Here is a 26,218-nt window from a genome sequence, read left to right on the forward strand (position 1 = left end):
ACCCAAACATCACCGGCGTCAACGGCAACACCCCCACACCCTCACCATCACCCACCACCCCCACCACACCCACATCCCGCGCCACCACCGCCAACCCACCCACCGACTGACGCTGAAAAACCTCACGCCGGGTAAATTCAAGGCCCTCTTCCCGGGCGCGGCTCACCAGCTGGATCGCAAGAATGCTGTCGCCCCCGAGGTCGAAGAAACCGTCCTCGACACCCACCTCGGGCAGCCCCAGAACTTCGGCGAACAACGCACAGAGGATCTGCTCTCGCGAGGTCCGAGATTCGTGGTCATTCTTCATTGGGGGAAGCCTTCCGTGCGTGGCCCGAGGAGCTGGCTCATATAAGGAGGGACATCATTTAGTGCGGGATCTTGAATGATCGGGCAATGAATCTGTCCGAGGGGATTTCAGACTGAAATTTACTGAGCATTTACGCTGCCGATGATTCACCTGTGGTAACGCTAGGCGTTGCGCCACAAGGCTGTAAACAGTCCTACCGGCTCAGATTCACGAGTACTCATCCGGTCGAGGGAGAAACGCACCGCCGACCAATCCCTGATGTCCGGCATTTCCCAGGCCATGGGCCGGAAGGATATTGGCGCACACGCCCGCGCTCTCCCCCGATGGTGGGAGATCCGGGCAGGCTTCGCTCTCCGCCAGAAGTATCAGAAGCGGGTACAGGGCCGCGGTGGCCGGACGTCGCCTTCCGGGCGGTGTCCGACGACACCGCCCGCCACCAGGTCAACCACGCCCAGGTAGAGCGGGGCCGGCCGGCCCGCGAGCAGCCGTGCGGTCCGGCCGGGGGCTGAGAGTCCGGTGTTTATGCCTTGCTCGCGACCACCATGTAGTTCTCGGCCTCAAGATCGAAGGTGCTCAGTTCCGTCTGGAGTCCGACCCGGTGCAGCTCGGCTTCGAGTTCCTCGTACCGGTAGGGCCAGCAGGAGAGCAGTTCCGAGCGGACAAGAACCAACCCGGTCGCATCAACTTGCGCGATCGCAATCTCGATGTGGTGCTCCTCCTCCCAGTGCGGGGCAATCTCCCAGCGGTAGACCACGACGGCATCGCGACCGTTCCGGCGGACGAGTCGGTCACCGATCTCCAGCCGGGAACCTCTGGCCCTCACGAGTTCCCAAGTGCGGGATGTGAGCACCAAGCGCCCGCCGGGGCGCAGAAGCCGTGACATCGACTCCAGAGCAGCACGCCTGCCTGTCGCGCCCGCGGCATGGTGAAGCGAGTTGCCAACGCAGAACACCATGTCGAACGTGTTGTCCTGGAAATGGTCGGGCAGCTCTTCCCAGCTCGCCCGTACGGCCCGGACGGATGTCCCGAACTCCTCGGACAGCTCCGTGGTCCGACGAACCATCGTCTCGCTGGCGTCAGTTGCGACAACCTGTATGCCGCGACCGGCGAGGCCAACCGCCAGCTGTCCGGTTCCGCAGGAACAGTCGAGGACGTGGGCGTTCGACGGCAGGAGATTGAGGACGTCGTCGTACGACGCGGCGAACTCGGCTGGAGGCAACTTCGCATCCGAGATGAGCCATTCGTACACCTCGGCAAGCACGTCATAGCCCGTCACAACCACTACCTCCGTCACACGGCAGACTCACGGCAGGACGTCAGTCCATCAGCGGGGCAAGCCGGGCACCAATGGTTTTCAAAGAATGGCCCGAGGTTCAGACACAGGTGCTCAACGGGGGCACGGCTCGCGCCACATCGGCCACAGGGTCGGGCCGTCGGGGAGGGTGAGAGCGGGCTCTGTGGGGACGAAGCCGTGGCGCTGGTAGAGGGCGCGGCTGCTCGGGCTGGTCGCTTCCAGATAGGCCGGTGTGCCTTCGTCGTCACAGCGTTCGAGGGCCGGCGCGAGCAGTGCCGTACCGCGGCCCCTGCCCTGTTGGGCCGGGTCCACGGCGATCAGCCAGAGGTATTCGTGGGCCCGGTCCGGGTGGATCTCGGCCGTGAGTCTGTTGATGGTCCGCACGCGTTCATTGCCGGGGGCGATCTCGGCGAACGTCCTCGACAGGGTGTCGTCCTCCGGTTCCTGTTCCTCCTCCGCCTCGTCGCCGTCGCGCGCGGGCAGCCACAGGGCGGTGCCGGAGCCGTCCGCCAGGAGGTCGACCCGGCCCGCCCGGAGGACGATGTCGAGGAAGGCCGCCATCAGCCGGGGATGGGCCGAGCGGCGGTGCTCTTCCTCGGGGAACAGCCACAGGGTCACCGGATCGTTCCGGAAGGCCGTGTCGAGGAGCCGGATCACCGTGTCCCGGTCGCCCTCGTCCGCTCTCCGCAGCACCGCGCTCATTCTCCGGCCGCCTCTCCCGTAGGTCCCGGTATTCCTCTGCCACTGAAACCGCTGAGACCAATTGAAACCCAGCGGAAGACCGCCCGGACGGATTTGCTCCGTCCGGGCGGGCCGAGTTTCAGGAAGAGGGCGGTCCCTGAGCGGGGCGTCCGGTCAGCGGGTGGGAAGGGGCAGGGGGATCGGCAGTTCCGCGGTTCCCGAGCGCTCCTTGGCCGGGGTCGGCAGGCAGGTCATGTCCTTCGCGGGGAAGGAGCCATGGGTCAGATAGGCGGTGGTGGCGGTGTCCGCGCACTCGCTGAGGCCGGTGGTGTAGACGCCGTGGCCCTCGCCCTCGTCGACCAGGATCATGCGCGAGCCCTTCATGTCCTCGCGCAGGCCGATCGCGTCGGGCAGCGGTGTCTGGGAGTCCCACTCGTTCTGCACGATCAGCGCGCGCACCTTGTTGTCGACCTTGGTGGTGGGCTCGGCGGTCCTGTCCCAGAAGGCGCAGGGCGAGATGTTGGAAGCGAAGTCACCGAAGAGCGGATAGCGCGCCTTGTCGCGGATCGCGTCCTTGCGGTACGTCTCCGGGTTCCTCGGCCAGTTGGCGTCGCCGCAGGTGACGGTCCACAGGGCGGAGGCCGACCGGTCGTCCCAGCCGCCGGAGTCGGGGAGGTCCGGGGTGGGCTTTCCGGCCGCGGCCTTCTTGAGGGTGACGACCAGCTCAGCCGCGGTGGCGGCCCTGAAGAAGGGGGCGCGCATCAGGCTGCGGATCCGATCGCCGTCGAGCGGGGTCCTGCCGACGACGACGGGCTCGCGCTCGGCCTGGGCGACGATGTCCCAGAAGGTCTTGCCGACCTTCGCCGGGGTGTCGCCGAGCCGGTACTCGGCCGAGCGCTCGGCGGTCCACTTCGTCCAGCGCTTGAAGGCCTTCTCCGCCTCCGGGGCCCAGAGCTGGAAGTCGTCGCGCCAGACGCGCTTGGGGTCGACCGCGCTGTCGAGGACGACCCGGTCGGTGTTCCGGGGGAAGAGCTGGGTGTAGACGGCCCCCAGATAGGTGCCGTACGAGTAACCCAGGTAGTTGATCTTCTTCTCGCCCAGCGCCTTCCGGATCACGTCCATGTCGCGGGCGGTGTTGCGGGTGGTGATGTGCCGGAGGGAGTCTTTGTGCTTGGCGCGGCACTTGTCGGCGAAGGCGCGGGACCTGGCGACGTCCTGGGCGAAGGTCTCCTCCTTGTAGGGGCGCTCCACCTCCCTCTCGTCGGGGGTCAGTCCGCAGGCGACGGGCGCGCTCTCGCCGATGCCCCGGGGGTCGAAGCCGATGAGGTCGTACCGGGCCTTGACGGAGGCGGGCAGCGAGGTCAGCGCCGACGGGAAGTAGAGGCCCGAGCCGCCGGGGCCGCCGGGGTTGAAGAGCAGGACGCCCCGGCGCTGGGCGGGGTCGGTCGCTCTGATCCGGGAGACGGCGATGCCGATTTTCCCGCCCTCGGGTTTCGCGTGGTTGAGCGGCACCTTGATGGTGGCGCACTGGAGGGACGCGGGCTTGTCGGCGGCGCACCGCTGCCATGTCACCTTCGGGTGGACCTGGGGGTGCTGGAGGTACGGGGAGTGCTGGGCGTTCACGCCGGGGGCGGCGGTCGCCGGGGCGGTGGCGAGTGCCGGGGCGAGTGTCGCGATGACGCTCACCGCGAGCAGGGGTGCCACATGTCGTGCGTGCACGAAGGAGGGCCTTTCCATTCCGGGTTGAGGACATGTCGACCTTGTCGTGCGGTGCCGCCCGGCGAATCATCCGTCCGGTCGGGCTTTGTCGATCTCCGGTCGCACGGCGAGCGTGGCGGGTCCTTCTGTGGTTGGAGGAGAGTTCCGGCCAGGTACGTCGCCGGGTCAGCGGCTGAACTCCCCGACGAGCCGGGCCAGGGTCGCGAAGGCGGGTTTGGGGGTGTAGTCGTCGGTGGTGAGTCCGAAGCGGTGGAACACTCCGGGCCGGGAGCTGTCGGCGTCGCGCAGCGCGAAGTGGGTGTATCCGCTCAGCCGCAGCGGGCGGGCCTGGGCCGCGACGACCCGTACGACGGTCTCGACCACTTCGGCCTGGCGGCTCGGCGGCCGGCCGGGGCCGGTGGGCCAGCCGTGTTCGGTGATGTGGAGCGGCAGCCGGCCCAGTCCGGCGGGGGTGAGGACCGTGTCCCGGTGGTGGCGCAGCAGTGCCTCGACGGCGGGGGCGAGGTCGGGTGGTGCCAGGGGCTGGAAGACGTCGGGGAAGAAGTCCAGGCCGATGTAGTCGAGGTCGTCGGTGAAGCCGGGGCCTCCGTGTTCGGTCAGTTCGGTGACGAAGGAGGCGGCCGGGCCGAAGAGGGGGGTGGTGTTGAAGCCGACGCGCAGATGGGTGTGGCCGAGTTCGCGCGCTCGTTCCTTGGCTGCGGACACTCCGTGGACGATCGCTTCCCTGACCGCCGGGTAGTGGCCGTCCAGGGTGGGCACGGAGGTCACATTGGGTTCTTCGGTGACTTGCAGGGTGTCGGTGACCGGGCCGTACAGCTCGACGAGTTCGCACAGGAAGCGGCGGTAGCCGTCGATGTCGCCGGTCGTGGACTGGTACTGGGCGACCAGGTCCAGGCGGCGGCCCCGGACGGCGTACCGTTCCGCGGCGGCGGGGGTCGCGGTGGGGTGCGGTCCGCCGGGCGGGGTGGTGTCGTCGTAGCGGGTGTAGGCGCGTACCAGGAAGGGGCGGCCGGGGCGGCCCTGTAACCGGTCGAGTGCGGCGGTCACCCGGGCGGGGTCGTCGGGCGGTCCTTCGGCCAGGCGGCCGGTGTCGTCGCCGGCGACGCTTCCCGGGTAGACGCCGAAGAGCAGTCCTTCTGGGGTTCTCGGCATGGCGGTTTCCCTCTCTCCCGGTCTCCGGTCTTCGGTCTTCGGTCTCCCGGTCTCTCCCGGTGGGTTTCTAGGCGCGGGCGGGCGGCCGGTCCGGGTCCGGGGCGGTGGTGGGCCAGGTCAGTTCGCCGGTGCGGATGTCGTCGATGACGGCTTCGACCCAGGCCGTCTCGGCGCGGGCGAGGTGCAGTGCGTACTCGGCCTCGACGATGTGCAGCCGGGGCACGTTCGCGGCGAGCGCCTCGGTGCGGCGGTTCTCGTCGGCGGCGGTGCGCAGGCGCAGCCGCCGGGCGCGTTCCGTCAGGGCCTCGACGGCGGCGTCCGGTCCGAGGGCGCCGAGGTAGGAGATCGCGCCGAGGAAGCGGGAGAACTCCCACTCGGGGTTGCGGATCCGGCTGTCCAGCCGGTGTACGAGTTCGTCGTGGCCGGCCGGGGTGAGCTCGTACACGGTCCGCTCGGGGCGGTTGCCCTCGCGCTGCCGGCCCCGCGCGGCCACCCAGTCGGCTTCGGTGAGGGCGGCGACGGTGTTGTAGAGCGATCCCCGGTTGATCGCCGCCGCGTGGTTGTCGCTGCGGGTCCGCAGTTCGGCGAGCATCTGGTAGGGGTGTGCGGGGCCTTCCAGGAGGAGCCCGAGCACCGCGAGCACCAGCGGGTTGTCGAGAGCGCGGCGTGGCATGGTCGAACTCTAACAGTCCGAATAGACTATTTACGGTTCGCGCGGTGCGGCGGGCCGCAGGAGAGAGGCCCTAGGCTTGGCGGATGACGACCAAGGCGGTTGGCGCGGGGCGGGCGAGGGGACGGCCGCGGCTGGTGACGCGGAAGGTGATCATTGAGGCGGGCATCGCCCTGACTCTGGACGAGGTCACCATTCAGGGCGTCGCCGAGATACTGGGTGTCAGCCGGGTGGCCGTGTACCGGCATGTGCCGTCCCAGGACGCGCTGCGCCTGCTGGTGGCGGAGGGGATCCTGGAGCGCTGGAGTCCGCCCGAGACGGCCGAGGAGTCGGTCGAGGGTTTCCTGCTGGCGCTGGCGGTGTCCTTGCGGAAGCTGGTCTCCGAGCACCCGGGGATCGCCGGGTATCTCTCCCGTCTCCAGCTGGGTTCGCGGGTGAGCATGGCCCGCTTCGAGCAGACGCATGTACGTCTGGTCGATCTGGGGCTGGAGCCGTGGGAGGCGTCGTGGATGGCGTCCACGGTCGCTCAGCAGGCGATCGGGGTGACGGCGGTCTTCGGCTCGGAGGAGTCGCGCGTGCAGCGGGACGAGGTTCTGGCCACGGCGGCGGAGGAGTTCTCCGTCTTCCCCATCAAGCATGTGCACGCGCGCGAGCTGGGCGACGACGCGGTGTTCCGGTGGACGATGCGCGGACTCGTCCGGGGGTGTCTGGCCCAGCTGGCCGACGACGATCCCCGCCCGCTGTCGGACCGGCCCGCCGGGTGAGCCGAGCCCCCGGCGGGCGGGGGCTCGGACGAGTGCACGAGGGCGGGGGCGGGGACGGGGACGGCGGCTCAGGCGTCGGAGGCCTCGCCCATCGCCACGGCGATCTTGCGCGGTCCGGTGAAGGGCTCGCGGCCGTGCGAGGCCAGCATGTTGTCCACCACGAGCAGATCGTCGCGGCGGTAGTCGAAACGGACCGAGGCCTGGCGGTAGCAGTCGCGCAGATGGTCGGTGACCTCGTCGGGGATCGGTTCGCCGTCGCCGTAGTAGGTGTTGTTCGGCAGGCCCTCCTCGCCGCAGATCTCCAGCAGCCCGTTGCGGGTGGGTGCGGGGAGGCTGCTGACGTGGAAGATCACGACGTGGTTGAACCAGACGGTGTCGCCCGTGACGGGGTGGCGGTGGACGGGTTCGCGCACCGCGCGGGTGCGCAGGCCCGACTTCCCGATCCACTGCGCCTCGATGCCGCCGGCCTCGCAGAGCCGCTCGACCTCCTCGCGGCTCTCGGTGTTGAACGCCTGCCACCAGCGGAGGCCGATGTCGTCGCGGTAGTTGCGCACCGCCATCCACTTGCGCCGGACGAACTCCTCGCGTACGGCGGGGTCGACGAGGTCGTAGACGGCCCGGGTGGAGGCCAGCGGGGTGGCCCCCTGGGTCAGCGGCGGCTCGACGCAGTGGAAGTAGAGCACCAGGGGCCAGCTCGCCTGGTAGGACATCTCGTTGTGGAGCGGTATCTCGGCCTTCGCCGGGTACTCGGTCGAGGTGTAGACCTTGCCCTTGATGACGCTGCGCGGGGACGACTGCTCGGTGTACGTCAGCGGGGCGCCCGACAGTTCGCGCACCACGGCCTCGAAGCCGTCCACTCCGCCGACGTCGAATCCGCGCAGCAGCAGGGCGCCGTGCCGGTACAGCCGCTCCCTGAGGTTCGCGCGGTCGCGGCGGACGGCTTCGGAGGCGGGCCCCCCGTCGCCTTCGATGGTCAGGGGGAGCGTCGGGCCAGCCATCAACGTGTTCTCCTGTCGCCTCGGTCCGGCCGCCGAAGCCTCGGCGCGCCTTCTTCAGACTCGTGTGCGGGAGGAACGGAACCAGCCGCGGGTACGGCGGTGCCGACGCCTCCGGAGTGCGCGGAGTCCGGTCTCGGCCCGGGCCCCGTCAAGCGAAGTTAGCCTAACCTAAGTTGACTCCTCCGAGGAAGGCGTCACTTTCGCGTCGCCGCCCGTCAAGGCCCTGACATCACACAAGTGTTGACCCTTCGTCAGATTCGAACAGGAACACACCCGCCCGCTTTGCCAAGGTGAGGCTTACCTGACTATGGTGCGGTCTTCACTGTTCGTCGGGCCGGACGGGAATCAGGGCCGCCGACAGCACCCGCGACAGGCGGGTCCGCGCCCGGAAGGGGCACGGCCGTACGGACCGTCGGCGCCGTCGCCCCACTCCGCCGCTCCATCACTCACAGACAGGGCCACGCCATGACCGGAACGACCGACCGCGAACGCTCGCTGAGCCGCCGGGGACTGCTCTCCCTGGGCGCGGTGCTCGGCTCGACCGCGCTGCTCGCCGCCTGCGGGAAGGACGAGACCAAGGCGTCCACGAAGCCGTCCGGCGGTGCGGACGCCACGACGTTCCCGGTCACGGTGGAGGACAAGTTCGGCACCGTGGAGATCCCCGAGGAGCCGAAGCGGGTGCTCTCGCTGGGCCGCACCGACCATGACGTACTGCTGGCGCTGGGCATCGTCCCGGTCGGCGTCTGGCAGTTCATCCCGACGATGAAGCGCGGCGTGGGCGTCTGGGCGGAGAAGGCGCTGGGGTCCGAGACGCCGGCCTTCCTCAAGCCCCCGTACGACTACGAGCGCGTGGCCTCGCTCACCCCCGATCTCATCGTCAACGTCCAGTCCGGCGGCGACGCGACCGAGTACAAGACCCTCACCGACATCACCCGCACGGTGGGGCTGCCCGCCGGAGCCACGCCCAACGCCGTGCCGTGGCGGGAGTCCACCAAGACCATAGCCGCCGCCGTGGGACGTACCGCGCAGGGCGACAAGCTCATCGCGGACACCGAGGCGCTGCTTCGGAACACCGCCGAGGCCAACCCCGCGTTCGCCGGGAAGACCGTCTCGATCCTGCTCGCCTTCGGCGGGAAGATCGGCGTCTACACCGCCGGGGACACCCGGATGCAGCTCGTCACCGCGCTGGGCCTCAAGCCCTCGGCCTATGTCGAGAGCCTGGGCGACGAGAAGTACTTCGTCGAGCTGTCGGCGGAGAAGGCCGGCGACGCGGACGCCGACGTCGTCATCCTGCTGAGCCAGCAGCAGATGCCGCTGAAGCAGACCCTCGCCCAGTATCCGCAGATCGGCGCGATGAAGGCCGCCCGTGAGAACCGGTTGGTCTTCCCCTCCCACCCGTCGGTGGGCCTGGCCCTGTCCAGCGCCTCCGTGCTGAGCATCCCCTACGCGGTGAAGGGGCTCGAACCGCTCCTCGCGAAGGCCCTGAAGAAGTAGCCCTAGCCGGTGCGCCCCGCCCGGAAGCCGGCCGGGCGGGGCGCGCCGGGTAATCACGCGGGCTCACTTCGGCGGCAGCAGCCCCTGGGACTCGAAGAAGCGGAGATAGCCGGCGAGCAGCCCGGGGCCGGGCTCGGGCCGCTCCAGGCCGGAGCCGGCCAGCCCGGCGCGCAGCCGGTCGGTGCGGAAGGGCTCGGGCGACCAGACGGCGGCCGGCCTCGGTGCCTGGCCGCGCAGCTGGGGCAGGAACGGGCCGACCGGATTGCCGGGGTCCGCCGCCAGGGCCTCCGCCCACCGGGCGGGTTCCGCCAGCCCGACGGGCCGGCCGCAGGCGGCCATCCACTCCCCCAGCTCGGCCATGGTGATCGGCGGGGTGTCGGCGTGGTGGAAGACCCCGCCCCGCGACTCGGGCCGCAGCGCGAGATGGACCATCCCCTGCGCCACCTGGTCCACCGGGGTCCACAGTTCGGCCGGGCCGTGGCTGGGCAGCAGGCCCACCCGCAGCGAGCCGACGAGGAGACGGCCGAGGAAGTCGTCGGCGGTCCACACGCCGGTCCTGCTGTGCCCGGTCACCCGGGCGAGCCGGTGCACGGTCGTCGGGACGCCGAGCCGCCCGGCGGCAGCCACCAGCGCCTCGGCGGCGCGCTTGCTGAGAACATAGCCGTTGCCGGGGCCTTCGAGGTCCGGCAGCTCCTCCTCCTCGGGCCAGCGGGGCAGCCCGGTCTCCAGCCGGGGGATCACCGACAGCGTCGAGGTGTGGTGCAGCCGCTTGAGCCGGCCGGTCACCGAGAAGCGCACCATCTCGGCGGTGCCCAGGACATTGCCCCCGCGCAGCCCCGAGTAGCCCCGGAGCAGGCTGATCGAGGCGGCGTTGTGGAAGACGGTGTCGATCCGCGCGGCGAGCGCGCGATGGGCGGCTTCGCCCAGTCCGAGGCCGGGACTGGCCAGATCGCCGGCGATCGGTGTCACCCGGTCCGGCGAGGGGGCCTTCACCCCGAAGCGTTCCAGTGTCTCGCGCAGCCGCTCCCCGGCCCGCTCGTCGTCCTCGGCCCGGATCAGGCAGTGCACCCGGGCGTCGGTGCGCTCCAGGAGGGTTTCGAGGAGGAACGCCCCGACGAATCCGGTCGCCCCCGTGAGCAGGATCTCGGCCGGCCGGTCGGCCGGCGGGGCGGCTGCGGCGGGCAGCCTCAGGGACGGGTCGAGTCGGGCGTCCAGCGCCATCTCCGCCTGCGGGTCGGCCGTCGCCACGGCGTCACTCTCCTTCTCGTCGTCGTCGCGGCCGGACGTCCCGGCGGCGCTGGTGGTGATCACCGACGCGAGGGCGGCGACCGTGGGGCCGTCGAAGAAGGCCCTGGTGGCCAGCTCCGCCCCCAGCTCGGTACGGACCCGGGCGAGGAAGCGCGGTACCAGCAGGGAGTGGCCGCCGAGCGCGAAGAAGTCCTCGTGCGCGCCCACCCCTTCCAGGCCCAGGAGTTCGGCGAAGAGTTCCGCCAGGGCCTTCTGGAGGGGATCGGACGGCCGGGCCTCGACCGCCGGGCTCCGCCGGTCGGGCCGGGGCAGTGCCGCGCGGTCCAGCTTCCCGCTCCCGGTGACCGGGAGCGCGTCGAGGATCACCACGACCGAGGGCACCATGGGCGCGGGCAGCACGGCCGCGAGCGCGTCCCGCAGCTCCTCCGGGTCCGGTGCGCGCCCCCGTACGGGCACCGCGTACGCCACCAGCCGTCCGCCGCCGGGCAGATCGTCGCGGACCGTCGCGGCGGCCGACACCACGTCCGGGTGGGCGGTCAGGGAGGCCTCGACCTCGCCGAGTTCGATCCGGAAGCCCCGGATCTTGACCTGGTCGTCGCTGCGGCCGACGAAGTCGATCCGGCCGTCCGGCCGCCAGCGCACCACGTCGCCGGTGCGGTAGAGCCGGGCCCCGGGAGGGCCGAAGGGGTCGGCCACGAACCGCTGGGAGGTCAGCGCGGCACGGCCCAGATAGCCGCGGGCCAGCCCCGCGCCGCCGAGGTACAGCTCGCCGGGGACCGAGGGCGGCACCGGGCGCAGCGCGGCGTCGAGGATGTGGGCGCGGGTGCCGGGGTCGGGAATGCCGATGGGCACCGATCCGGGTGCGGTGGCCGCGTACTCCAGCGGGTCGCACTCGCCCAGGGTGGAGTTGACGGTGGCCTCGGTGGGCCCGTAGGCGTTGAAGAGCCGCCGGCCGGTTCCCCAGCGGGTGACCAGCTGGGGCGATACGCGTTCGGTGCCGGCCAGCAGGACGGAGTCCTCGGGGAGTGCGCACTCGGGGGGCAGCGCCTCCAGCAGGGCCGGGGGCAGGATCATGAAGGTGGCTCCGTGCTCGACGGCGTACTCCGTCAGCTCGGGGCCCGCGACCCGCCGCTCGGCGGGGACCACGATCAGCCGGCCGCCGGAGCACAGGGCGAGGCACTGGTCCCAGAAGGCCACGTCGAAGGCGGGCGAGGCGAATTGGAGGACTCTGGTGTCGGGGCCGACGCCGAAGCGTTCCCGCTGGGTGGAGATGAGTCCGGCGACTCCGGCGTGAGTGAGCAGGACACCCTTGGGGCGGCCGGTCGAGCCCGAGGTGTAGACGAGGTAGGCGGCGCTGTCGGGGGTGAGGGGGCCGCCGCGTTCGGCGTCGGTGAGCGGGGTGTCGCTCAGTCCGGCGGCAGCGGCGGCGGTGGACGGGTCGTCGAGGCGGAGCGGCTGGGCGGCCGGGTGGGAGTCGGGGAGGCCGGGTACCGGGTCGCCGGCGGTGACGATGACGGCGGGTGCGGAGTCCGCCAGCATCAGGGCGATCCGCTCGGCGGGGTAGTCGATGTCCAGGGGGAGGTAGGCGCTGCCCGCCTTGACCACGGCGAGCTGGGCGACGACGGTGTCGATCGAGCGGGGCAGGGCGAGGGCGACGATCCGTTCCGGGCCGGCGCCCCGCGCGAGCAGCAGCCGGGCGAGCCGGTTGGCGCGGGCGTCGAGTTCGGCGTAGGTGACCTCGTCGGTCTCCAGGACCACCGCCACCGCGTCGGGGCGCAGCCGGGCCTGTTCCTCGAAGGCGTCGACGAGGGTGACGGGCGGGTGGGTGGAGGGGGAGCCGCTCCAGGGGCCGAGGATGCGTGTCCGTTCGTCCGGGGAGAGGACGTCGATCCGGCTGAGCGGCCGTTCGGGGGCGGCGGCGGCTGTTTCGAGGACCCTGATGAGCCGTTCGGCCAGGGTCTGGACGGTGGGCGGGTCGAAGAGGTCGAGCCGGTAGTCGACGCGGCCGGTGACGCCGTCGGCCCCGGGGTGTTCGGTGAGGTCGAGGGCGAGGTCGAATTTGGCGGTGCGCAGTCCGGTGTCGTGCTGGGCGGCGGGCACGGAGAGCAGGGTGGGGCGGGCGGGCGGGGCGACCTGGTGCGCCAGCATGACCTGGAAGAGCGGGTGGCGGGAGAGTGAGCGGGCCGGGTTGAGGAGGTCGACCAGACGCTCGAAGGGGAGTTCCTGGTGGGCGTAGGCGGCGAGGTCGGTGTCTCTGACCCTGCGCAGGAGTTCGAGGAAGCCGGGGTCGCCGGAGGTGTCGGTGCGCAGGACGAGGGTGTTGGTGAAGGAGCCGACCAGGTCGGTGAGGGCTTCGTCGTCGCGGCCCGCGACGGGGGTGCCCAGGGGGATGTCGGTGCCGCCGCCGAGGCGGGTGAGCAGGGTGGCGAGCGCGGCCTGGAAGACCATGAACACGCTGGCGTCGCAGCGTTCGGCGAGGGTGCGCAGGGCGCGGTGGAGCGAGGGTGTGACGGTGAAGGGGACGGAGTCGGCCCGGTGGCTCGCGGTGGCCGGGCGGGGCCGGTCGGCGGGGAGGGGGAGTTCCTCGGGCAGGCCGGCCAGCGCGGTGGTCCAGTAGGTCTCCTGGCGGCGGCCCAGGCTCCGCGGGTCGTCCTCGTCGCCGAGGAGTTCGCGCTGCCACAGGGTGTGGTCGGCGTACTGGACGGGCAGTGGCCGCCAGGCGGGGGGCGCTCCGGCGCGGCGGGCGGTGTAGGCGGTGTCGAGGTCGCGCAGCAGCGGTCCCCGGGACCAGCCGTCGGCGGCGGTGTGGTGCACGAGGAGGACCAGGACGTGGTCGTCGGGGGCGAGGGTCAGCAGATGGGCGCGCAGGGGGGTGTCGCGGTCGAGGGCGAAGCGGTGGGCGGCTGCGGCGGCGAGCCGGGCGGGCAGCTGTGCGGGGGTGGTGTTCTCGGTGCGCAGTTCGGGGCGGGCCTCGCCCGGGGGCAGGACCCGCTGGCGGGGGACGCCGTCCTCGGCGGGGAGTACGGTGCGCAGGGCCTCGTGGCGGTCGGTGAGGTCGCCGAGGGCGGCGGTCAGCGCCGCGGGGTCGACGGGTCCGGCCAGCCGCCAGGCCCAGGGGATGTTGTAGGTGGTGCCTTCGGGGTCGAGGCTGTCCAGGAACCACATCCTCCGCTGGGCGAAGGAGAGCGGCACGGCCGCCGGGCGGACGGCGGGGCGCAGGGCGGGCCGGGCGGTGGGGCCGCCGTCCAGGAGGAGGGCGAGCCGGGCGGGGGTGGGGGCGTCGAACACGGCGCGCAGGGGCAGTTCGGTGGCGAGTTCGGTGCGGATGCGGCTGACCAGCCGGGTGGCGAGCAGGGAGTGGCCGCCGAGCCGGAAGAAGTGGTCGTCGGGGCCGGTGGCGGGCAGGCCGAGGACGTCGGCGAAGAGGGTGCAGAGCTGTTCTTCGCGAGGGGTGCGGGGGGTGCGGCCCGCCGGGTCGGGGCGGTGGCCGGGGGCGGGCAGGGCGCGGCGGTCGAGTTTGCCGCTGGGGGTGAGCGGCAGGGCGGGCAGTTCCACGAAGTCGGCGGGGACCAGGTGTTCGGGCAGGGTCCGGGCGGCGTGGGCGCGCAGGGCTTCGAGGTCCAGGGCGCCGGCTTCGGCGCCGGGCGCGGGTACGGCGTAGGCGACGAGGCGGGGGTCGCCGGGGCGGTCCTCGCGGGCGACGACGCAGACGCGGGCGGTGCCCGGGGCTCCGGTCAGGGCGGCCTCGGCCTCGCCGGGTTCGATCCGGAAGCCCCGGATCTTGATCTGGTCGTCGGTGCGTCCGATGAACTCCAGGACTCCGTCGGCGTCGGAGCGGACCAGGTCGCCGGTGCGGTACATCCGGGTGCCGGGCTCGCCGAAGGGGTCGGCGACGAAGCGTTCGGCGGTGGCCGTCGCGCGGCCGAGGTAGCCGCGGGCCAGCTGGTCCCCGGCGAGGTGGAGTTCGCCGGGGACGCCGGGCGGCACCGGGCGCAGCGCGGGGTCGAGGACGTAGACGCGGGTGTTGTGCACGGGGCGTCCGATGGGCACGGTCGCGGCGGGCGGGGCGTCGGGGTCGTGGGGCCAGGCGGTGACGTCGACGGATGCCTCGGTGGGTCCGTAGAGGTTGTGCGGGCTGAGGCCCAGTACCCGGTGGCAGCGGTCGGCGGTCTCGCGGCGGAGGGCCTCGCCGCTGCAGAGCAGGCGGCGCAGGGTGCCGCAGTGGGCCGCCGCCGGTTCCCGGAGGAAGGCGTCGAGCATGGAGGGGACGAAGTGGACGGTGGTGACGGCTTCGTCGCGGATGAGTGCGGCGAGGTAGGCGGGGTCCTTGTGGCCCTGGGGGCGGGCGAGGACCAGGGTCGCGCCGGTGACGAGGGGCCAGAGGAATTCCCAGACGGAGACGTCGAAGCTGGAGGGGGTTTTCTGGAGGACGCGGTCGTCCGGGCGGAGTCCGTACGCGTGCTGGGTCCAGCGGAGCCGGTTGACGATGCCCCGGTGGGGGACGGTGACGCCCTTGGGGCGGCCGGTGGAGCCCGAGGTGTAGATGACGTACGCCGGGTGGCGCGGGTCGAGGGGGGCGCCCAGCTCCGCGGGGAGGAGGTCGTGGCCCGGCTGGTCGTGGCCGGTGTCGGGGCCGACGGCGAGGCGGGGGGTGGCGGGGTGTTCCGGGTGGGCGGGGGCCGGGCCGGGCGGGGTGAGCAGAAGGGCGGGCCGGGCGTCGTCGAGCATGAGGGCGACGCGCTCGGGCGGGTAGTCGGGGTCGATGGGCAGATAGGCGGCTCCGGCCTTGTGCACGGCGAGGATCGCGGTGACGAGTTCGGCCGAGCGGGGCAGGGCCAGGGCGACGACGCGTTCGGGGCCGATGCCGAGCCCGGTGAGGACCCGGGCGAGCCGGTTGGCGCGCTCGTTGAGCTCGGCGTAGCTGAGGGTGCCGCCCTCGTGGACGAGGGCCTGGGCGTGCGGGGTGGCGGCGGCCTGGGCCTGGAACAGCTGGGGCAGGGTCTGTTCGGGCAGTGGGGCCCGCTCGCCGCGCCAGCCGTCCAGCAGGTGGGTGAGTTCGGCGGGGGCGAGGGCCTCGCAGCGGGCGGTGGGGAGTTCGGGGTCGGTGGCGAGCTGTTCGAGTACGCGCAGCAGCTGTTCGCCGAGGAGTGCCACGTGGTCGTGGTCGAAGGTGTCGGGCCGGTGGTCGAGGGTGAGGGTGAGGCCGCCGGGGGTGTCGCGGTCGGGTAGGGCGGTGAGGGTGAGCGGGTAGTGGGTGGCGTCCTCGCCGTCGAGTCCGGTGACGCGCAGGCCGCCGAGGGTCTCGCCGGTGGCGGGCGGCGGGTAGTTCTCGACGATGGCGAGGGTGTCGAAGAGGTCGCCGGTGTCGGGGGTTTCGGCGGAGCGCTGGATCTCGGCCAGGCCCGGGTACTGGTGGCCGAGCAGCCGTGACTGTTCGTCCTGGAGGCGTTCGAGCAGGTCGCCGAGGGTTTCGGCGGGGTCGAGCCGGACGCGTACGGGGACGGTGTTGATGAAGAGTCCGACCATGTTCTCGACGCCGGGGAGCTCGGGCGGGCGGCCGGATACCGCGGTGCCGAAGACGACGTCGGTGCGGCCGGTGCGGCGGGCCAGCAGCAGGCCCCAGGCGGCCTGGACGAGCGTGCTGGTGGTCACTCCCCTGCCGCGGGCGAGGGTGTGCAGGGCGGCCGCGAGGCGGGGCGGGGTGGTGAGGTCGACGCGGTGCGGGAGGACCGGGGTGCGGGCGGGCGCGGGCCCGGCGAGCAGGGTGGGCTCCTCCAGTCCGGCGAGCGCCTCGTCCCAGGCGGCGGCGGTGGCCCGCCGGTCCTGGGCGGCGAGCCAGGCGAGGTAGTCGCGGTAGGGGGTGACGGCGGGCAGGGTCCGGGGGTCCTGGCCGGTGGCGTAGAGGGTGAGCAGTTCGCGCAGGACCAGGGGGGAGGACCAGCCGTCGAGCAGGACGTGGTGGAAGGTGAGGGCGAGCCGGAAGCGGTCGGCGCCCAGCCGGATCAGCGCCATGCGGAGCAGGGGCGGCTTGCGGACGTCGAAGCGGCGGGAGCGCTCCTCGTCGGCCAGCCGGGCGAGGGCGGTGGGCTTCTCCCGTTCGTCGAGGGCGGAGAGGTCGTGCTCGGTCCAGGGGAGTTCGACGCGGCGGAGCACGACGGCCATCGGGCGGCCCTGGGCGTTGGTGCGGAAGGCGGATCTGAGGTTGGGGTGGCGCTCCAGCAGTGCCTGTCCGGCGCGGCGCAGGGCCGCGGGGTCCACGGGGCCGGCCAGTTCGACGCCGAGGCGGACGGTGTAGACGTCGGGGCCCTGTCCGTCGTCGAGCTGGGTGTGGAAGAGCATGCCCTCCTGGAGCGGGGTGAGGGGCAGGACGTCCTCGATGCGGGACTGCTGGCTCATGACGGCATCCTGTCGGTGTCGGGGTCCTCGAACTCTGCTTCCAGCGCGTCGATGTCGTCCTGGGAGAGGTCGATCAGGGACAGGTCCGAGGGGGTGCGCCCGCCCGCGCCCGGCAGGTCGGCGGTGTCGGCGAGGGCTTCGAGGACGGTGAACCAGGCGGTGGCGAGGGCGCGGGCCTGCTCCTCGGTGAGCAGGCTGGGGGCCCAGGTCCAGCGGGCGGTGAGGCGCGGTCCCGCCGGGGTGTCCCAGGTGGCGGCGTTGACCTCGACGGCGTGGCCGAGCGGCATGGCCGGGTCCGCGCCGCCGCCCACCGGTCCGCCCGCGGTGTCGCCCTCCTCGGGCGCGGCGAACCGGCCGAGGTAGTTGAAGCCCAGCAGCGGTTCGGGGAGCGCGGCGAGGACCGGCGCGGTCTCGGGGTTGAGCCGGCGGAGCAGGCCGTGGCCGAGTCCGTCGCCGGGGATGGCGCGCAGCTGCTCCTTGACGTCCTTGACCGCGCGTCCCAGGGCGGCGGGGTCGTCGAGGATCTGCTGGGGGGTGAGGGGTTCGGTGGTGAGCCGTACGGGGTGCACGGCGGTGAACCAGCCGACGGTGCGGGAGAGGTCCGTGCCGGGGAAGAGGTGTTCGTGCCGGCCGTGGCTCTCGACGTCGACGACGGCGGGCCGGCCGCCCTGGGGCCATTGGGCGAGGGCGAGGGCGAGCGCGGCGAGGAGGATGTCCTGGACGCCCGCGTGGAAGAGCGCGGGGACGCGGCCGAGCAGGGGTTCGGTGCGGTGGGCGGGCAGCTGGAGTTCGAGGCGTCCGGCGCTCCCCTGGGTGTCGTGCGCGGGGTCGGGGCGGCGGCCCCGGAGCAGTGGGCCGGGGTCGGTGAGGATCTCGGTCCACAGCGGGAGTTCGGCGGTGCGCCGGGGGTGGCGGGCCTCTTCGCCGAGGAGCCGGGCCCAGCGGCGCGGCGAGGTGGTCACGGCGGGCAGTTCCGGCGCGGTGCCCCGGGCGGCGGCTTCGAGGGCGGCGGTGAGGTCGGGGAGCAGGATCCGCCAGGAGACGCCGTCGACGGCGAGGTGGTGCAGGACGAGCAGGAGGAGTCCGGGGCGGTCCGGGCCCGCGTCGAGCCAGTCGACGGCGAGGATGTGCCCGGTGCCGGGTGCGAGGCGGGCGCGGGCCGCCCCGGCGCGGTCGCGGGCGCTCTCGTACAGCTGTCGTGGGCTCTGTCCGGCGAGGTCCGCCCGGTGGGTCAGGGGTGCGGCGGGGACGGTGGCGGCGGGCCGGACCCGCAGGGTCCAGGGGCCTTCGGCGCCTTCGGTGTGCTCCGCGATCAGCCGCAGCGCGTCGTGGTGGTCGATGAGGGTCTGGAGGGCGGTGGTGATCTGCTCCCCGGTGGTGCCGGGCGGTACGGGGAGGGTGGCGGACTGGGAGAGTCCGTCGGTGGGGCCGTCGATGCTCCGGAGCCAGGCGGTGATGGGGGTGGGGCCGATCTCTCCGGTGCCCTCGTCCTCGGCGGGGGCCCCGGCCGACCGGGCGGCCTGTTCGGCGGCGCGGGCCAGGGCGGCCGGGGTGCGGTGGGTGAAGACGTCGCGGGGGGTGAGGGGGAGGCCGGCGGCGCGGGCCCGGGAGACCAGTCCGATGGCGAGGATGCTGTCGCCGCCGAGTGCGAAGAAGGAGTCGTCGGGGCCGGTCCGGTCCAGGCGCAGGAGTTCGGCGAAGAGTGCGCACAGGGTGGTCTCGGCGGGTCCGGCGGGCGGGCGGGCCCCGGTGGTGCCCGCGGTGTCGGGGGCGGGCAGCGCGCGGTGGTCGACCTTGCCGTGGGGGGTGAGCGGGAGGGTGTCGAGGACGGTGAAGGAGGCGGGCACCATGTGCGGGGGCAGCCGGTCGGCGGTGTGGGCGCGCAGTTCGGCGGCGGTGGGCGGCGTGGTTGTGGCGGTGGCCGCGTAGGCGAGGAGACGGGTGCCGCCGGGGCCGTCGGAGCGGGCGAGCACCACACAGCGGGAGACCCCGGGGTGGGTCGCCACGGCGGCCTCGACCTCGCCGGGTTCGATCCTGAAGCCCCGGATCTTCACCTGGTCGTCGGCGCGGCCCGCGAATTCCAGGGTGCCGTCGGCGGCGCGCCGGGCGAGGTCGCCGGTGCGGTAGAGGCGTTCGCCGGGGGTGAAGGGGCTGGCGACGAAGCGGGCGGCGGTCAGCGCGGGCAGTCCCAGATAGCCGCGGGCGAGCTGGGGGCCGCCGATGTACAGCTCGCCGATGACGCCGGGCGGGGCGAGGTCCAGTTCGGGGGTGAGGAGATGGATCGTCAGCCCCGGCAGCGCGTGTCCGATGGGGCTGGTGGCGGTGGCGGTCATGGCGGGGGTCAGCGGCTGCTGGGTGGCGTGCACGGTGGTCTCGGTGATGCCGTACATGTTGATCAGACGGGGGCCGCCGGCCGGGTGGTCGGCGTACCAGTCGGCGAGGCGGGGCGGTTGCAGGGCCTCGCCGCCGAAGACGACGGCGCGCAGGGTGGCGGTGGGGGTGCCGCGTTCGCGCACGGCGGCGGCGAGCTGGTGGAAGGCGGACGGCGTCTGGTTGAGGACGGTGACCCGCTGCTCGTCGAGGAGGGCGAGGAACTCCTCGGGAGAGCGGCTGGTCGCGGTGGGGACGACCACGAGCCGCCCGCCGTGCAGCAGCGGGCCCCAGATCTCCCACACGGAGAAGTCGAAGGCGTAGGAGTGGAAGAGGGTCCAGACGTCGTCGGGGCCGGGCTCGATCAGGGCGGCGGTGGCGGCGAAGAGCCGGACGACGTTGCGGTGCGGGATCAGGACGCCCTTGGGGGTGCCGGTGGACCCGGAGGTGTAGATGGCGTAGGCCGGGTGGTCGGGGTCGAGGGGGGTGCGGCGGTCGGCGTCGGCCGGGTCCGTGTCCGGCTGCCGGGCGAGGTCGGCGAGGGTCGCCGGGTCGTCCAGCCGGAGCGTGGGCGGGGCGGTCCCGGCGAGGGTGCCGAGGGTCGTGGCGGCGGGGGTGTCGCGGACGGTGAGCAGGGCGGCGGGGCGGGCGTCGGTGAGGAGCAGCCGGATGCGGTCGCCGGGGTACTCGGGGTCGACGGGGAGATAGCCGGCTCCGGTCTTGAGGACCGCGAGCACGGCGACGACCAGCTCCGGGGAGCGGGGCAGGGCGAGGGCGACCAGCTGTTCGGGGCCCGCGCCGAGGGCGATCAGCCGGTGGGCCAGCCGGTTGGCCCGGGTGTTGAGTTCGCGGTACGTGAGGCGGTCCTCGCCGTGGACGACGGCGACCCGGTCGGGGGTGCGGGCGGCCTGCTCCTCGAAGAGCGCGGGCAGGGTCGCGCCGGAGGCCGGTGCCGAAGCGGCGGGTGCGGGTGCGGGTGCCAGCAGGGCGCGGCGTTCGCCGGGGGTGAGGACGTCGACCCGTGCGGTGCGGGCCCCTGGGTCGTCGGCGATCGCCGCGAGGATGCGCCGGAAGCGGTCCAGGAGGGTGCGCGCCCGCGGCCCGTCGTAGACGTCGGGCCGGTGTTTGAGGGTGAGCCCCAGTCCGGTGGGGCCGGGCTCGACCATGAGGGTGAGCGGGTAGTGGGTGGCGATGGGCCGGGTGGTGGAGGCGGCGGTGAGTCCCGCGCCGCGCTGGGCGGTGGTGATGGCGTCGGCGTCGAAGGGGAAGGACTCGAAGACGGTCAGGGTGTCGAAGAGTTCGCCCGCGCCGACCGTGCGCTGGAGTTCGGCGAGTCCGATGTGCTGGTGGTCGACGAGGGCGGCCTGCTCCGCCTGGACGCGGGTGAGCAGCCGGGAGACGGTCTCGGCGGGGTCGAGGCGTATCCGTACCGGCAGGGTGTTGATGAGCAGTCCGACGATGGTCTCGACGCCGGGGAGCAGCGGGGAGCGGCCGGAGACGGTGGCTCCGAAGAGCACGTCGCGGCGGCCGGTCAGCCGGTTGAGGAGGATGCCCCAGCCGGTCTGGACCACGGTGTTGAGGGTGATGCCGTGGCCGCGGGCGAGCGCGGTGAGCCGGTCGGTGAGTTCGCCGGACAGCCGTGCGGTGACCTGTCCGGGCAGCCGGGGGCTCCCGGCGGGGTCGCCGGGGGCGACCAGGGTGGGTTCCTCGACGCCGTCGAGGGCGGTGCGCCAGGCGGCGAGGGCCGCTTCGCGGTCCTGTCGGGCGAGCCAGGCCAGGAAGTCGCGGTGGGGCCGGGCGGCGGGCAGGCCGGAGGGGTCGCCGTCGGCCGCGTAGAGGGCGAACAGGTCGCGCATCAGCAGCGGGGTGGACCAGCCGTCGAGCGCGATGTGGTGGTTGGTCATCACCAGCCGGTGGTGTTCCGGTCCGGTGGTGATGACCAGGAAGCGGATCAGCGGCGGCTGTTCCAGGTCGAAGCGGCGGATCCGGTCGGCCTCGACCAGCCGGGTCAGCTCGGCGGCGCGGGCGGGCTCGTCCAGGTGCGTCAGATCGGTGTGCCGCCAGGGGACGGTGACCTCGCGGAGCACCACTTGCACCGGGGAGGAGCCGGTGTCGCGGACGAAGCCGGAGCGGAGCGTGGGGTGCCGGCGGACCAGCGCCTCGGCGGCGCGGCGCAGCCGGCCGGGGTCGAGCGGTCCGGTCAGGTCCACGAGGAGCTGGGCGGTGTAGACGTCGATGCCGGTCTCGTCGTAGACGGAGTGGAAGAGCAGCCCCTCCTGGAGCGGGCTCAGGGGCAGGACGTCCTCGATCGGGGATCGGGTGCTCATGCGGTGCGCCACCTCGATTCCAGGGCGTCGAGCTGGCTCTGGTCCAGGGAGACCAGGGAGAGGTCGGAGGGGGTGCGCCCGCCCGCGTCGGGCCGCCGGGCGTGGGTGGTGAGGGCGGTGAGGGCGCGCCGCCACCAGTCGGCGAGGGCGGTGGTCTCCTCGGCGGTGAGCACACCGGTGGGGAAGGTCCAGTGGGCGGTGAGCCGGGGGCCCTCGGGGCCGTCCTCGGTGAGGGCGTTGACGACGACGGCGACGGGGGCGGGCATGCCGGGGTCGGAGGCGGCGGTGAGGCCGCCCGCGCCCAGGGTCCAGTCCTGGCCCTTCTCGCGGGCCGTGGTGTCGAAGCGGCCGAGGTAGTTGAAGCCGATCTGGGGTTCGGGGTGGGCGGCGAGCGTGCCGGCCGCGGTGTCGTTGAGATGGCGCAGCAGTCCGTACCCGAGACCCCGGTCGGGCAGTGAGCGCAGGTGTTCCTTGATGCGTTTGACGGCGGTTCCGGCGGCGGGTCCGCCGTCGAGCGCTTCGTCGAGGTCGAGTCCGGCGGTGTCCAGGCGGACCGGGTACTGGCTGGTGAACCAGCCGACGGTACGGGTGAGGTCGGCCCCGGGGACGACGTTCTGCTCGCGGCCGTGTCCCTCCAGGGTGACGACGGCGGTGGGCTCGTGGACGCCCCTCTCGCGCCGCCAGGCGGCGACGGCGAGGCCGAGCGCGGTGAGGAGGATGTCCTCGACGCCGGCGAAGTAGGCGGCGGGCACGGTGGTCAGCAGCGCGCCGGTGGTCTCGGGGGGCACGGTGACGGTGACGGTGTCCACGGTGGACCACAGGTCGCGGGCCGGGTCGGGCCTGCGGGTGCCGAGCACCGGGTCGGGGCCGTCCAGGACGGCCCGCCAGGTCTCCAGCTGGGCGGTGCGGTCGGGGTGGTGCGCCGCTTCGGCAAGTCCGCCGGTCCACTGGCGCAGGGTGGTGCGTACCTCCGGCAGCCGGGGCCGCTCGCCCGCGCGGACGGCGCGCCAGGCGGTGGCGAGGTCTTCGGTGATGATCCGCCAGGAGACGCCGTCGACGGCGAGGTGGTGGACGAGGAGGCGGAGCTGTCCGCCGGCCGGGCCGCCGTCGAGCCAGAGGGCCTGGACCATGGTTCCCGCGCCCGGGTCGAGGCGGCCGAGTGCGGCGGTGTGCTCCCGGTCGGTGAGCGCGGTGCGTTCGGCGTCGGTGAGGCCTTCGGTGGCGACGCGGCGCAGCAGGGGTTTCGCGGGTACGGAGCCGGGGGCCGGGGCGGTGAGGAGCGGGCCGGGTTCGAGGCGGGAGCGCAGGGCTCCGTGGTGGTCGAGCAGGGCTTGGAGCACGGCGGTCAGCTCGTCCGCCGTGAGGTCGCCGGGCACGTCGAGCAGTGCGGACATGTGGTGGCGGGGCAGCAGTCCGCCGGGGCGGGCGGCGAAGGCGCGCATGACGGGGGTGGGGCCTGCGGTGCCCGAGCCGTCGTCCGCCGGTGCGGCGGCGGGCTCTTCCGTACCGCCGAGCCCGTCGGCGTCGGCGACCGCGGCGGCCAGGGCGGCGGGGGTGCGGTGGGCGAAGACGTCGCCGGGCGAGAGGGCGAGGCCTGCCGCGCGGGCGCGGCTGACCAGGGAGATGCTGACGATGCTGTCGCCGCCGAGTTCGAAGAACGAGTCGTCGACACCGACGTTCTCGACGCCGAGGAGTTCGGCGAAGAGGGCGCACAGGGTGCGTTCGGCCTCGGTGCCCGGTTCGCGGACGGGTGCGGCGCTGGTGAAGTCGGGTGCGGGCAGGGCGCGGCGGTCGGTCTTGCCCGAGGGGGAGAGCGGGAGCGCGTCGAGCAGCACGGTGGCGGCGGGGACGGAGTGTTCGGGGAGCCGGGCGGCGAGGTGGTCGCGGAGTGCGGCGACGTCGACGGAGCCGGGGGCGGCGGGGACGGCGTAGGCGGCGAGATAGGCCCCGCCGGGGCCGTCGTGGTGGGCGGCGACGGCGGCCCTGGCGACGCCGGGGAAGGCGGCGACGGCGGCCTCGACCTCGCCGAGTTCGACGCGGAAGCCCCGGATCTTGACCTGGTCGTCGGTGCGGCCGACGAAGTCCAGGGTGCCGTCGGGGCGGCGGCGTACGAGGTCGCCGGTGCGGTAGAGCCGGGCGGCGGGTTCGCCGAAGGGGTCGGCGACGAAGCGGGCCGCGGTGAGGGCGGGGCGGCCCAGATAGCCGCGGGCGAGCTGGCGTCCGCCGACGTACAGCTCGCCGATGACGCCGTCGGGGACCGGGCGCAGGGCGGTGTCCAGGACATGGGCGGAGGTGTGGGGCACCGGGCGGCCGACGGGGACCGGGCCCGGCGGGGTGTCGTGGGCGGTGCCGAGGCTGTGGATGAGGCAGCCGACCGTGGTCTCGGTCGGTCCGTACTCGTTGATGACCTCGACGGTTCCGCCGGCCGGGGGCCGCCAGCCGGCGAGGGCCTCGCCGCGCAGCGCCTCGCCCGCGATGACGAGGGTGCGCTCCCCCGTCTCGGAGAACCGGACGGCGGGCAGCAGCGGGAGATGGCTGGGGGTGATCTTGATGAAGCTGGCCCGGCCGGCGGCGGCGGTCAGGCCGTCGAGGGTGTCCTCGCAGAGTTCGAGCACGCCGCCCCGGAGCAGTGGCCCGTACATCGGGGTCACCGAGAAGTCGAAGGAGACGGAGGAGTGCATCAGGGTGTGTCCGGCCAGTCCGGTGAACATGCGGCCGGCCCAGTCGAGATGGGCGGCGAGCGCGCGGTGGGCGACGACGACGCCCTTGGGGGTGCCGGTGGATCCTGAGGTGTAGATGACGTACGCCGGGTGGTCCGGGTCGAGGGGGGTGGTCCGCTCGGCGTCGGTGAGGTCGTCGTCGCGGTGGGCGGCGAGGAGGGCGACGGTCTCCGGGGCGTCCAGCGGCAGCCGGTCCGGGCCCGTGTCGCGGGGCAGCCGGGAGTCGGCGGGGACCGTGGTGATCAGCAGCGCGGGCGCGGAGTCGGTGAGCATGAAGCGGACCCGGTCCGGCGGATAGCCGGGGTCGACGGGCACATAGGCCGCGCCCGCCTTGAGGACGGCCAGCGCGGCGACGACGGTGTCGTGCGAGCGGGGGACGGCGAGCGCCACCAGGTCCTCCGGGCCGATGCCCAGGCCGGTGAGGTGCCGGGCGAGGCGGTTGGCGCGGGCGTTCAGCTCGGCGTAGCCGATCGCGCCGGCCGGGGAGAGCAGGGCGGTGGCGTCCGGGGTGCGCCGCACCTGGGCCTGGAAGAGTTCCGGCAGCAGCGCGCCGGGCAGTTCGGGGGTGGGGCCGGCCGCCGCCGCGGCGATCCTGGCGTGTTCCCGGGGGGTGAGCAGTTCCAGGGCGCTGATGGGGGTGTCGGGGCTCTCCAGCGCGGCGTTGAGCAGGGTGTCGAGGTGGTGGAGGAGTCCGCGCGCCATGGCGGCGGCCCCGTCGTCGGCCCAGTGGTTGGCCTCGACGCCCACCTCGTCGCCGAGGAGTTCGGCGGCGAGGGTCAGATCGAAGCGGGCGCTGCCGTTGTAGAGGTGGTGGCGGGAAGCCGTGAGCCCGGCGGCGGTGAACGGGTCGAGCACGGTGCTGCGGAGGGAGAGGACCAGGTTGAACAGGCCCTGTTCGCCCCGGCGGCGCTGGGGGTCGACTTCCCTGGTGACGTGTTCGAGTTCGATGTCCTGGTTCTCGTACGCGGCGACGCAGCGGGCGCGGGCCTTGGCGACGAGCTGGGTGAAGGTGTCGCCGGGCCGGACGTCGGCGCGCAGGGCGAGGGTGTTGCCGAGGTAGCCGACGACTTCCTCGGCGCGGGGGAAGTCGCGGTTGACGACGGGCGCGCCGATGAGGAAGTCCTGCGCCCCGGTGTAGCGGTGGACCACGGCGTTGACCGCGGCGAGCAGCACCATGAAGGGGGACGCGCCCTCGGCGCGGGCGAACTCGCGCAGCCTGCGGCCGGTGCCCGGCCGGAGCCGGTGGGCCTGGTCGTCGCCGGGGCGTCCGGTGCCGCCGCTGCCGCCGCTGAGGCGGGGCAGGTCGATGGGGGCCGGCGGGGCGGCGAGGGTCTCGCGCCAGTGGGCCAGGCCCTCGGGCCGGGGTTCGGCGGGCCGGTCGGGGGCGGCGGCCTCGGCGAATTGGAGGGCGGGGCCGCGCGCCGGCTCCGCGCCGGTGAGGAGGCCGGTGTAGTTCTCCATCAGTTCGCCGAAGAAGACGGCGGAGGTGCTGTCGTCCCAGGCGATGTGGTGGGCCACCAGGACCAGGACGCTGGTGTGTTCGCCGGTGCGGATGAGCCGCAGCAGCAGCGGGGGCCGGCCGCTCAGGTCGAAGACGTGTTCGGCGGCGGCGCGGGCCGCGTGCCGGGTGCGCTCGGCGGCCTCGGGTTCGGCGAGGTCGCGGAGGTCCACGATGTCGAAGGGGACGGGGAGTTCGGCGTTGACCCGCTGGACGGGGGTGCCATCGGGGCCCGTGTGGTAGGTGGTGCGCAGGATGTCGTGCCGCCGGGTGAGCCGGACGAGGGCCTCGCCGAGGACGGGTCCTTCCAGCGGTCCCTGGAGGTCCAGGGCGATCAGCACGTTGTAGGCGGTGCTCTCGGGGTGCAGCTGCTGGATCGACCACATGCGGCGCTGGCCGGATGAGAGGGGCAGGTCCCCGTGGGGCGTCGCGGGGGCGGGCGGCGGGGTGGGGTCCGCGGTGAGGTTCTCGCGGGCCTTGGCCAGGCGCAGCAGTTCGCGCCGGCGCTCGGCCGCGCCTGGTTCCGTCCGGGCACCGTCAGTTGTCACGGGGGTTCGCCTTCCATGGGCACGGGTCTGGC

At 73.4% G+C, this 26,218-nt stretch carries 13 protein-coding genes; 3 read left to right on the top strand and 10 right to left on the bottom strand.

Annotated elements, in window-relative coordinates:
* The coding region (locus ABD371_RS34355) for a phosphopantetheine-binding protein (RefSeq protein WP_344486197.1) at window positions 1-307 on the bottom strand (307 nt) is incomplete at its 3' end.
* Window positions 308-630: 323 nt separating this feature from the next.
* Between ABD371_RS34355 and ABD371_RS35925 the strand changes: the two genes are divergently transcribed.
* Window positions 631-816 carry a DUF6192 family protein gene (locus ABD371_RS35925; RefSeq protein WP_381735512.1) on the top strand — a complete coding sequence of 62 codons (186 nt, stop codon included), beginning with the start codon at window positions 631-633 and terminating at the stop codon, window positions 814-816.
* 11 nt (window positions 817-827) lie between these two features.
* On the opposite strand, the gene ABD371_RS34365 is transcribed toward ABD371_RS35925, so the two are convergent.
* From ABD371_RS34365 to ABD371_RS34385, 5 genes are all read right to left on the bottom strand, one after another.
* Window positions 828-1,583 (bottom strand): class I SAM-dependent methyltransferase, encoded by a 756-nt coding sequence (locus tag ABD371_RS34365; protein ID WP_344486264.1) that lies wholly within the window; start codon window positions 1,581-1,583, stop codon window positions 828-830.
* 111 nt (window positions 1,584-1,694) lie between these two features.
* On the bottom strand, window positions 1,695-2,303 hold the full coding sequence (locus ABD371_RS34370; protein WP_344486200.1) for a GNAT family N-acetyltransferase: 609 nt from the start codon (window positions 2,301-2,303) through the stop codon (window positions 1,695-1,697).
* Window positions 2,304-2,456: 153 nt separating this feature from the next.
* Complete coding sequence (locus ABD371_RS34375; protein WP_381735510.1) at window positions 2,457-4,019, bottom strand: alpha/beta fold hydrolase; 1,563 nt, start codon at window positions 4,017-4,019, stop codon at window positions 2,457-2,459.
* A 147-nt stretch (window positions 4,020-4,166) separates the two neighbouring features.
* Complete coding sequence (locus tag ABD371_RS34380; RefSeq protein WP_344486206.1) at window positions 4,167-5,153, bottom strand: hypothetical protein; 987 nt, start codon at window positions 5,151-5,153, stop codon at window positions 4,167-4,169.
* Between the two features lie 67 nt (window positions 5,154-5,220).
* A complete protein-coding gene (locus ABD371_RS34385; RefSeq protein WP_344486209.1) occupies window positions 5,221-5,826 on the bottom strand; it encodes a PadR family transcriptional regulator in 606 nt (201 codons plus the stop codon).
* 83 nt (window positions 5,827-5,909) lie between these two features.
* Here ABD371_RS34385 and ABD371_RS34390 point away from each other — a divergent pair, with 83 nt between their 5' ends.
* Window positions 5,910-6,587 (top strand): TetR/AcrR family transcriptional regulator, encoded by a 678-nt coding sequence (locus ABD371_RS34390; protein ID WP_344486212.1) that lies wholly within the window; start codon window positions 5,910-5,912, stop codon window positions 6,585-6,587.
* 68 nt (window positions 6,588-6,655) lie between these two features.
* Here ABD371_RS34390 and ABD371_RS34395 read toward each other — a convergent pair whose 3' ends face one another.
* Window positions 6,656-7,585, bottom strand: coding sequence for a TauD/TfdA family dioxygenase (locus tag ABD371_RS34395; RefSeq protein ID WP_344486215.1), 930 nt, complete (start codon window positions 7,583-7,585; stop codon window positions 6,656-6,658).
* Between the two features lie 465 nt (window positions 7,586-8,050).
* Between ABD371_RS34395 and ABD371_RS34400 the strand changes: the two genes are divergently transcribed.
* Window positions 8,051-9,079, top strand: coding sequence for an ABC transporter substrate-binding protein (locus tag ABD371_RS34400; RefSeq protein WP_344486218.1), 1,029 nt, complete (start codon window positions 8,051-8,053; stop codon window positions 9,077-9,079).
* Between the two features lie 63 nt (window positions 9,080-9,142).
* Here ABD371_RS34400 and ABD371_RS34405 read toward each other — a convergent pair whose 3' ends face one another.
* Genes ABD371_RS34405 through ABD371_RS34415 form a run of 3 tightly spaced genes read right to left on the bottom strand, consistent with a single transcriptional unit; the run spans window position 9,143 to window position 26,186 of the window.
* Entirely contained in the window at window positions 9,143-16,723 is a 7,581-nt protein-coding gene (locus ABD371_RS34405; protein ID WP_344486221.1) for a non-ribosomal peptide synthetase, read from the bottom strand.
* Window positions 16,720-21,420, bottom strand: coding sequence for an amino acid adenylation domain-containing protein (locus ABD371_RS34410; RefSeq protein WP_344486224.1), 4,701 nt, complete (start codon window positions 21,418-21,420; stop codon window positions 16,720-16,722). Before ABD371_RS34410 ends, ABD371_RS34405 begins: the two co-directional genes overlap by 4 nt.
* On the bottom strand, window positions 21,417-26,186 hold the full coding sequence (locus tag ABD371_RS34415; protein WP_344486227.1) for an amino acid adenylation domain-containing protein: 4,770 nt from the start codon (window positions 26,184-26,186) through the stop codon (window positions 21,417-21,419). Before ABD371_RS34415 ends, ABD371_RS34410 begins: the two co-directional genes overlap by 4 nt.
* Between the last annotated feature and the right edge of the window lie 32 nt (window positions 26,187-26,218).

Source organism: Streptomyces amakusaensis (genome assembly GCF_039532665.1).
Lineage (GTDB): Bacteria > Actinomycetota > Actinomycetes > Streptomycetales > Streptomycetaceae > Streptomyces > Streptomyces amakusaensis.

What these genes read in the sequence shown, in the direction of transcription:
- ABD371_RS34385 (WP_344486209.1), bottom strand. Translation starts at nt 5,826, where the DNA reads ATGCCACGCCGCGCTCTCGACAACCCGCTGGTGCTCGCGGTGCTCGGG.
- ABD371_RS35925 (WP_381735512.1), top strand. Translation starts at nt 631, where the DNA reads ATGGTGGGAGATCCGGGCAGGCTTCGCTCTCCGCCAGAAGTATCAGAA.
- ABD371_RS34410 (WP_344486224.1), bottom strand. Translation starts at nt 21,420, where the DNA reads ATGAGCACCCGATCCCCGATCGAGGACGTCCTGCCCCTGAGCCCGCTC.
- ABD371_RS34395 (WP_344486215.1), bottom strand. Translation starts at nt 7,585, where the DNA reads ATGGCTGGCCCGACGCTCCCCCTGACCATCGAAGGCGACGGGGGGCCC.
- ABD371_RS34370 (WP_344486200.1), bottom strand. Translation starts at nt 2,303, where the DNA reads ATGAGCGCGGTGCTGCGGAGAGCGGACGAGGGCGACCGGGACACGGTG.
- ABD371_RS34390 (WP_344486212.1), top strand. Translation starts at nt 5,910, where the DNA reads ATGACGACCAAGGCGGTTGGCGCGGGGCGGGCGAGGGGACGGCCGCGG.
- ABD371_RS34405 (WP_344486221.1), bottom strand. Translation starts at nt 16,723, where the DNA reads ATGAGCCAGCAGTCCCGCATCGAGGACGTCCTGCCCCTCACCCCGCTC.
- ABD371_RS34380 (WP_344486206.1), bottom strand. Translation starts at nt 5,153, where the DNA reads ATGCCGAGAACCCCAGAAGGACTGCTCTTCGGCGTCTACCCGGGAAGC.
- ABD371_RS34375 (WP_381735510.1), bottom strand. Translation starts at nt 4,019, where the DNA reads ATGGAAAGGCCCTCCTTCGTGCACGCACGACATGTGGCACCCCTGCTC.
- ABD371_RS34400 (WP_344486218.1), top strand. Translation starts at nt 8,051, where the DNA reads ATGACCGGAACGACCGACCGCGAACGCTCGCTGAGCCGCCGGGGACTG.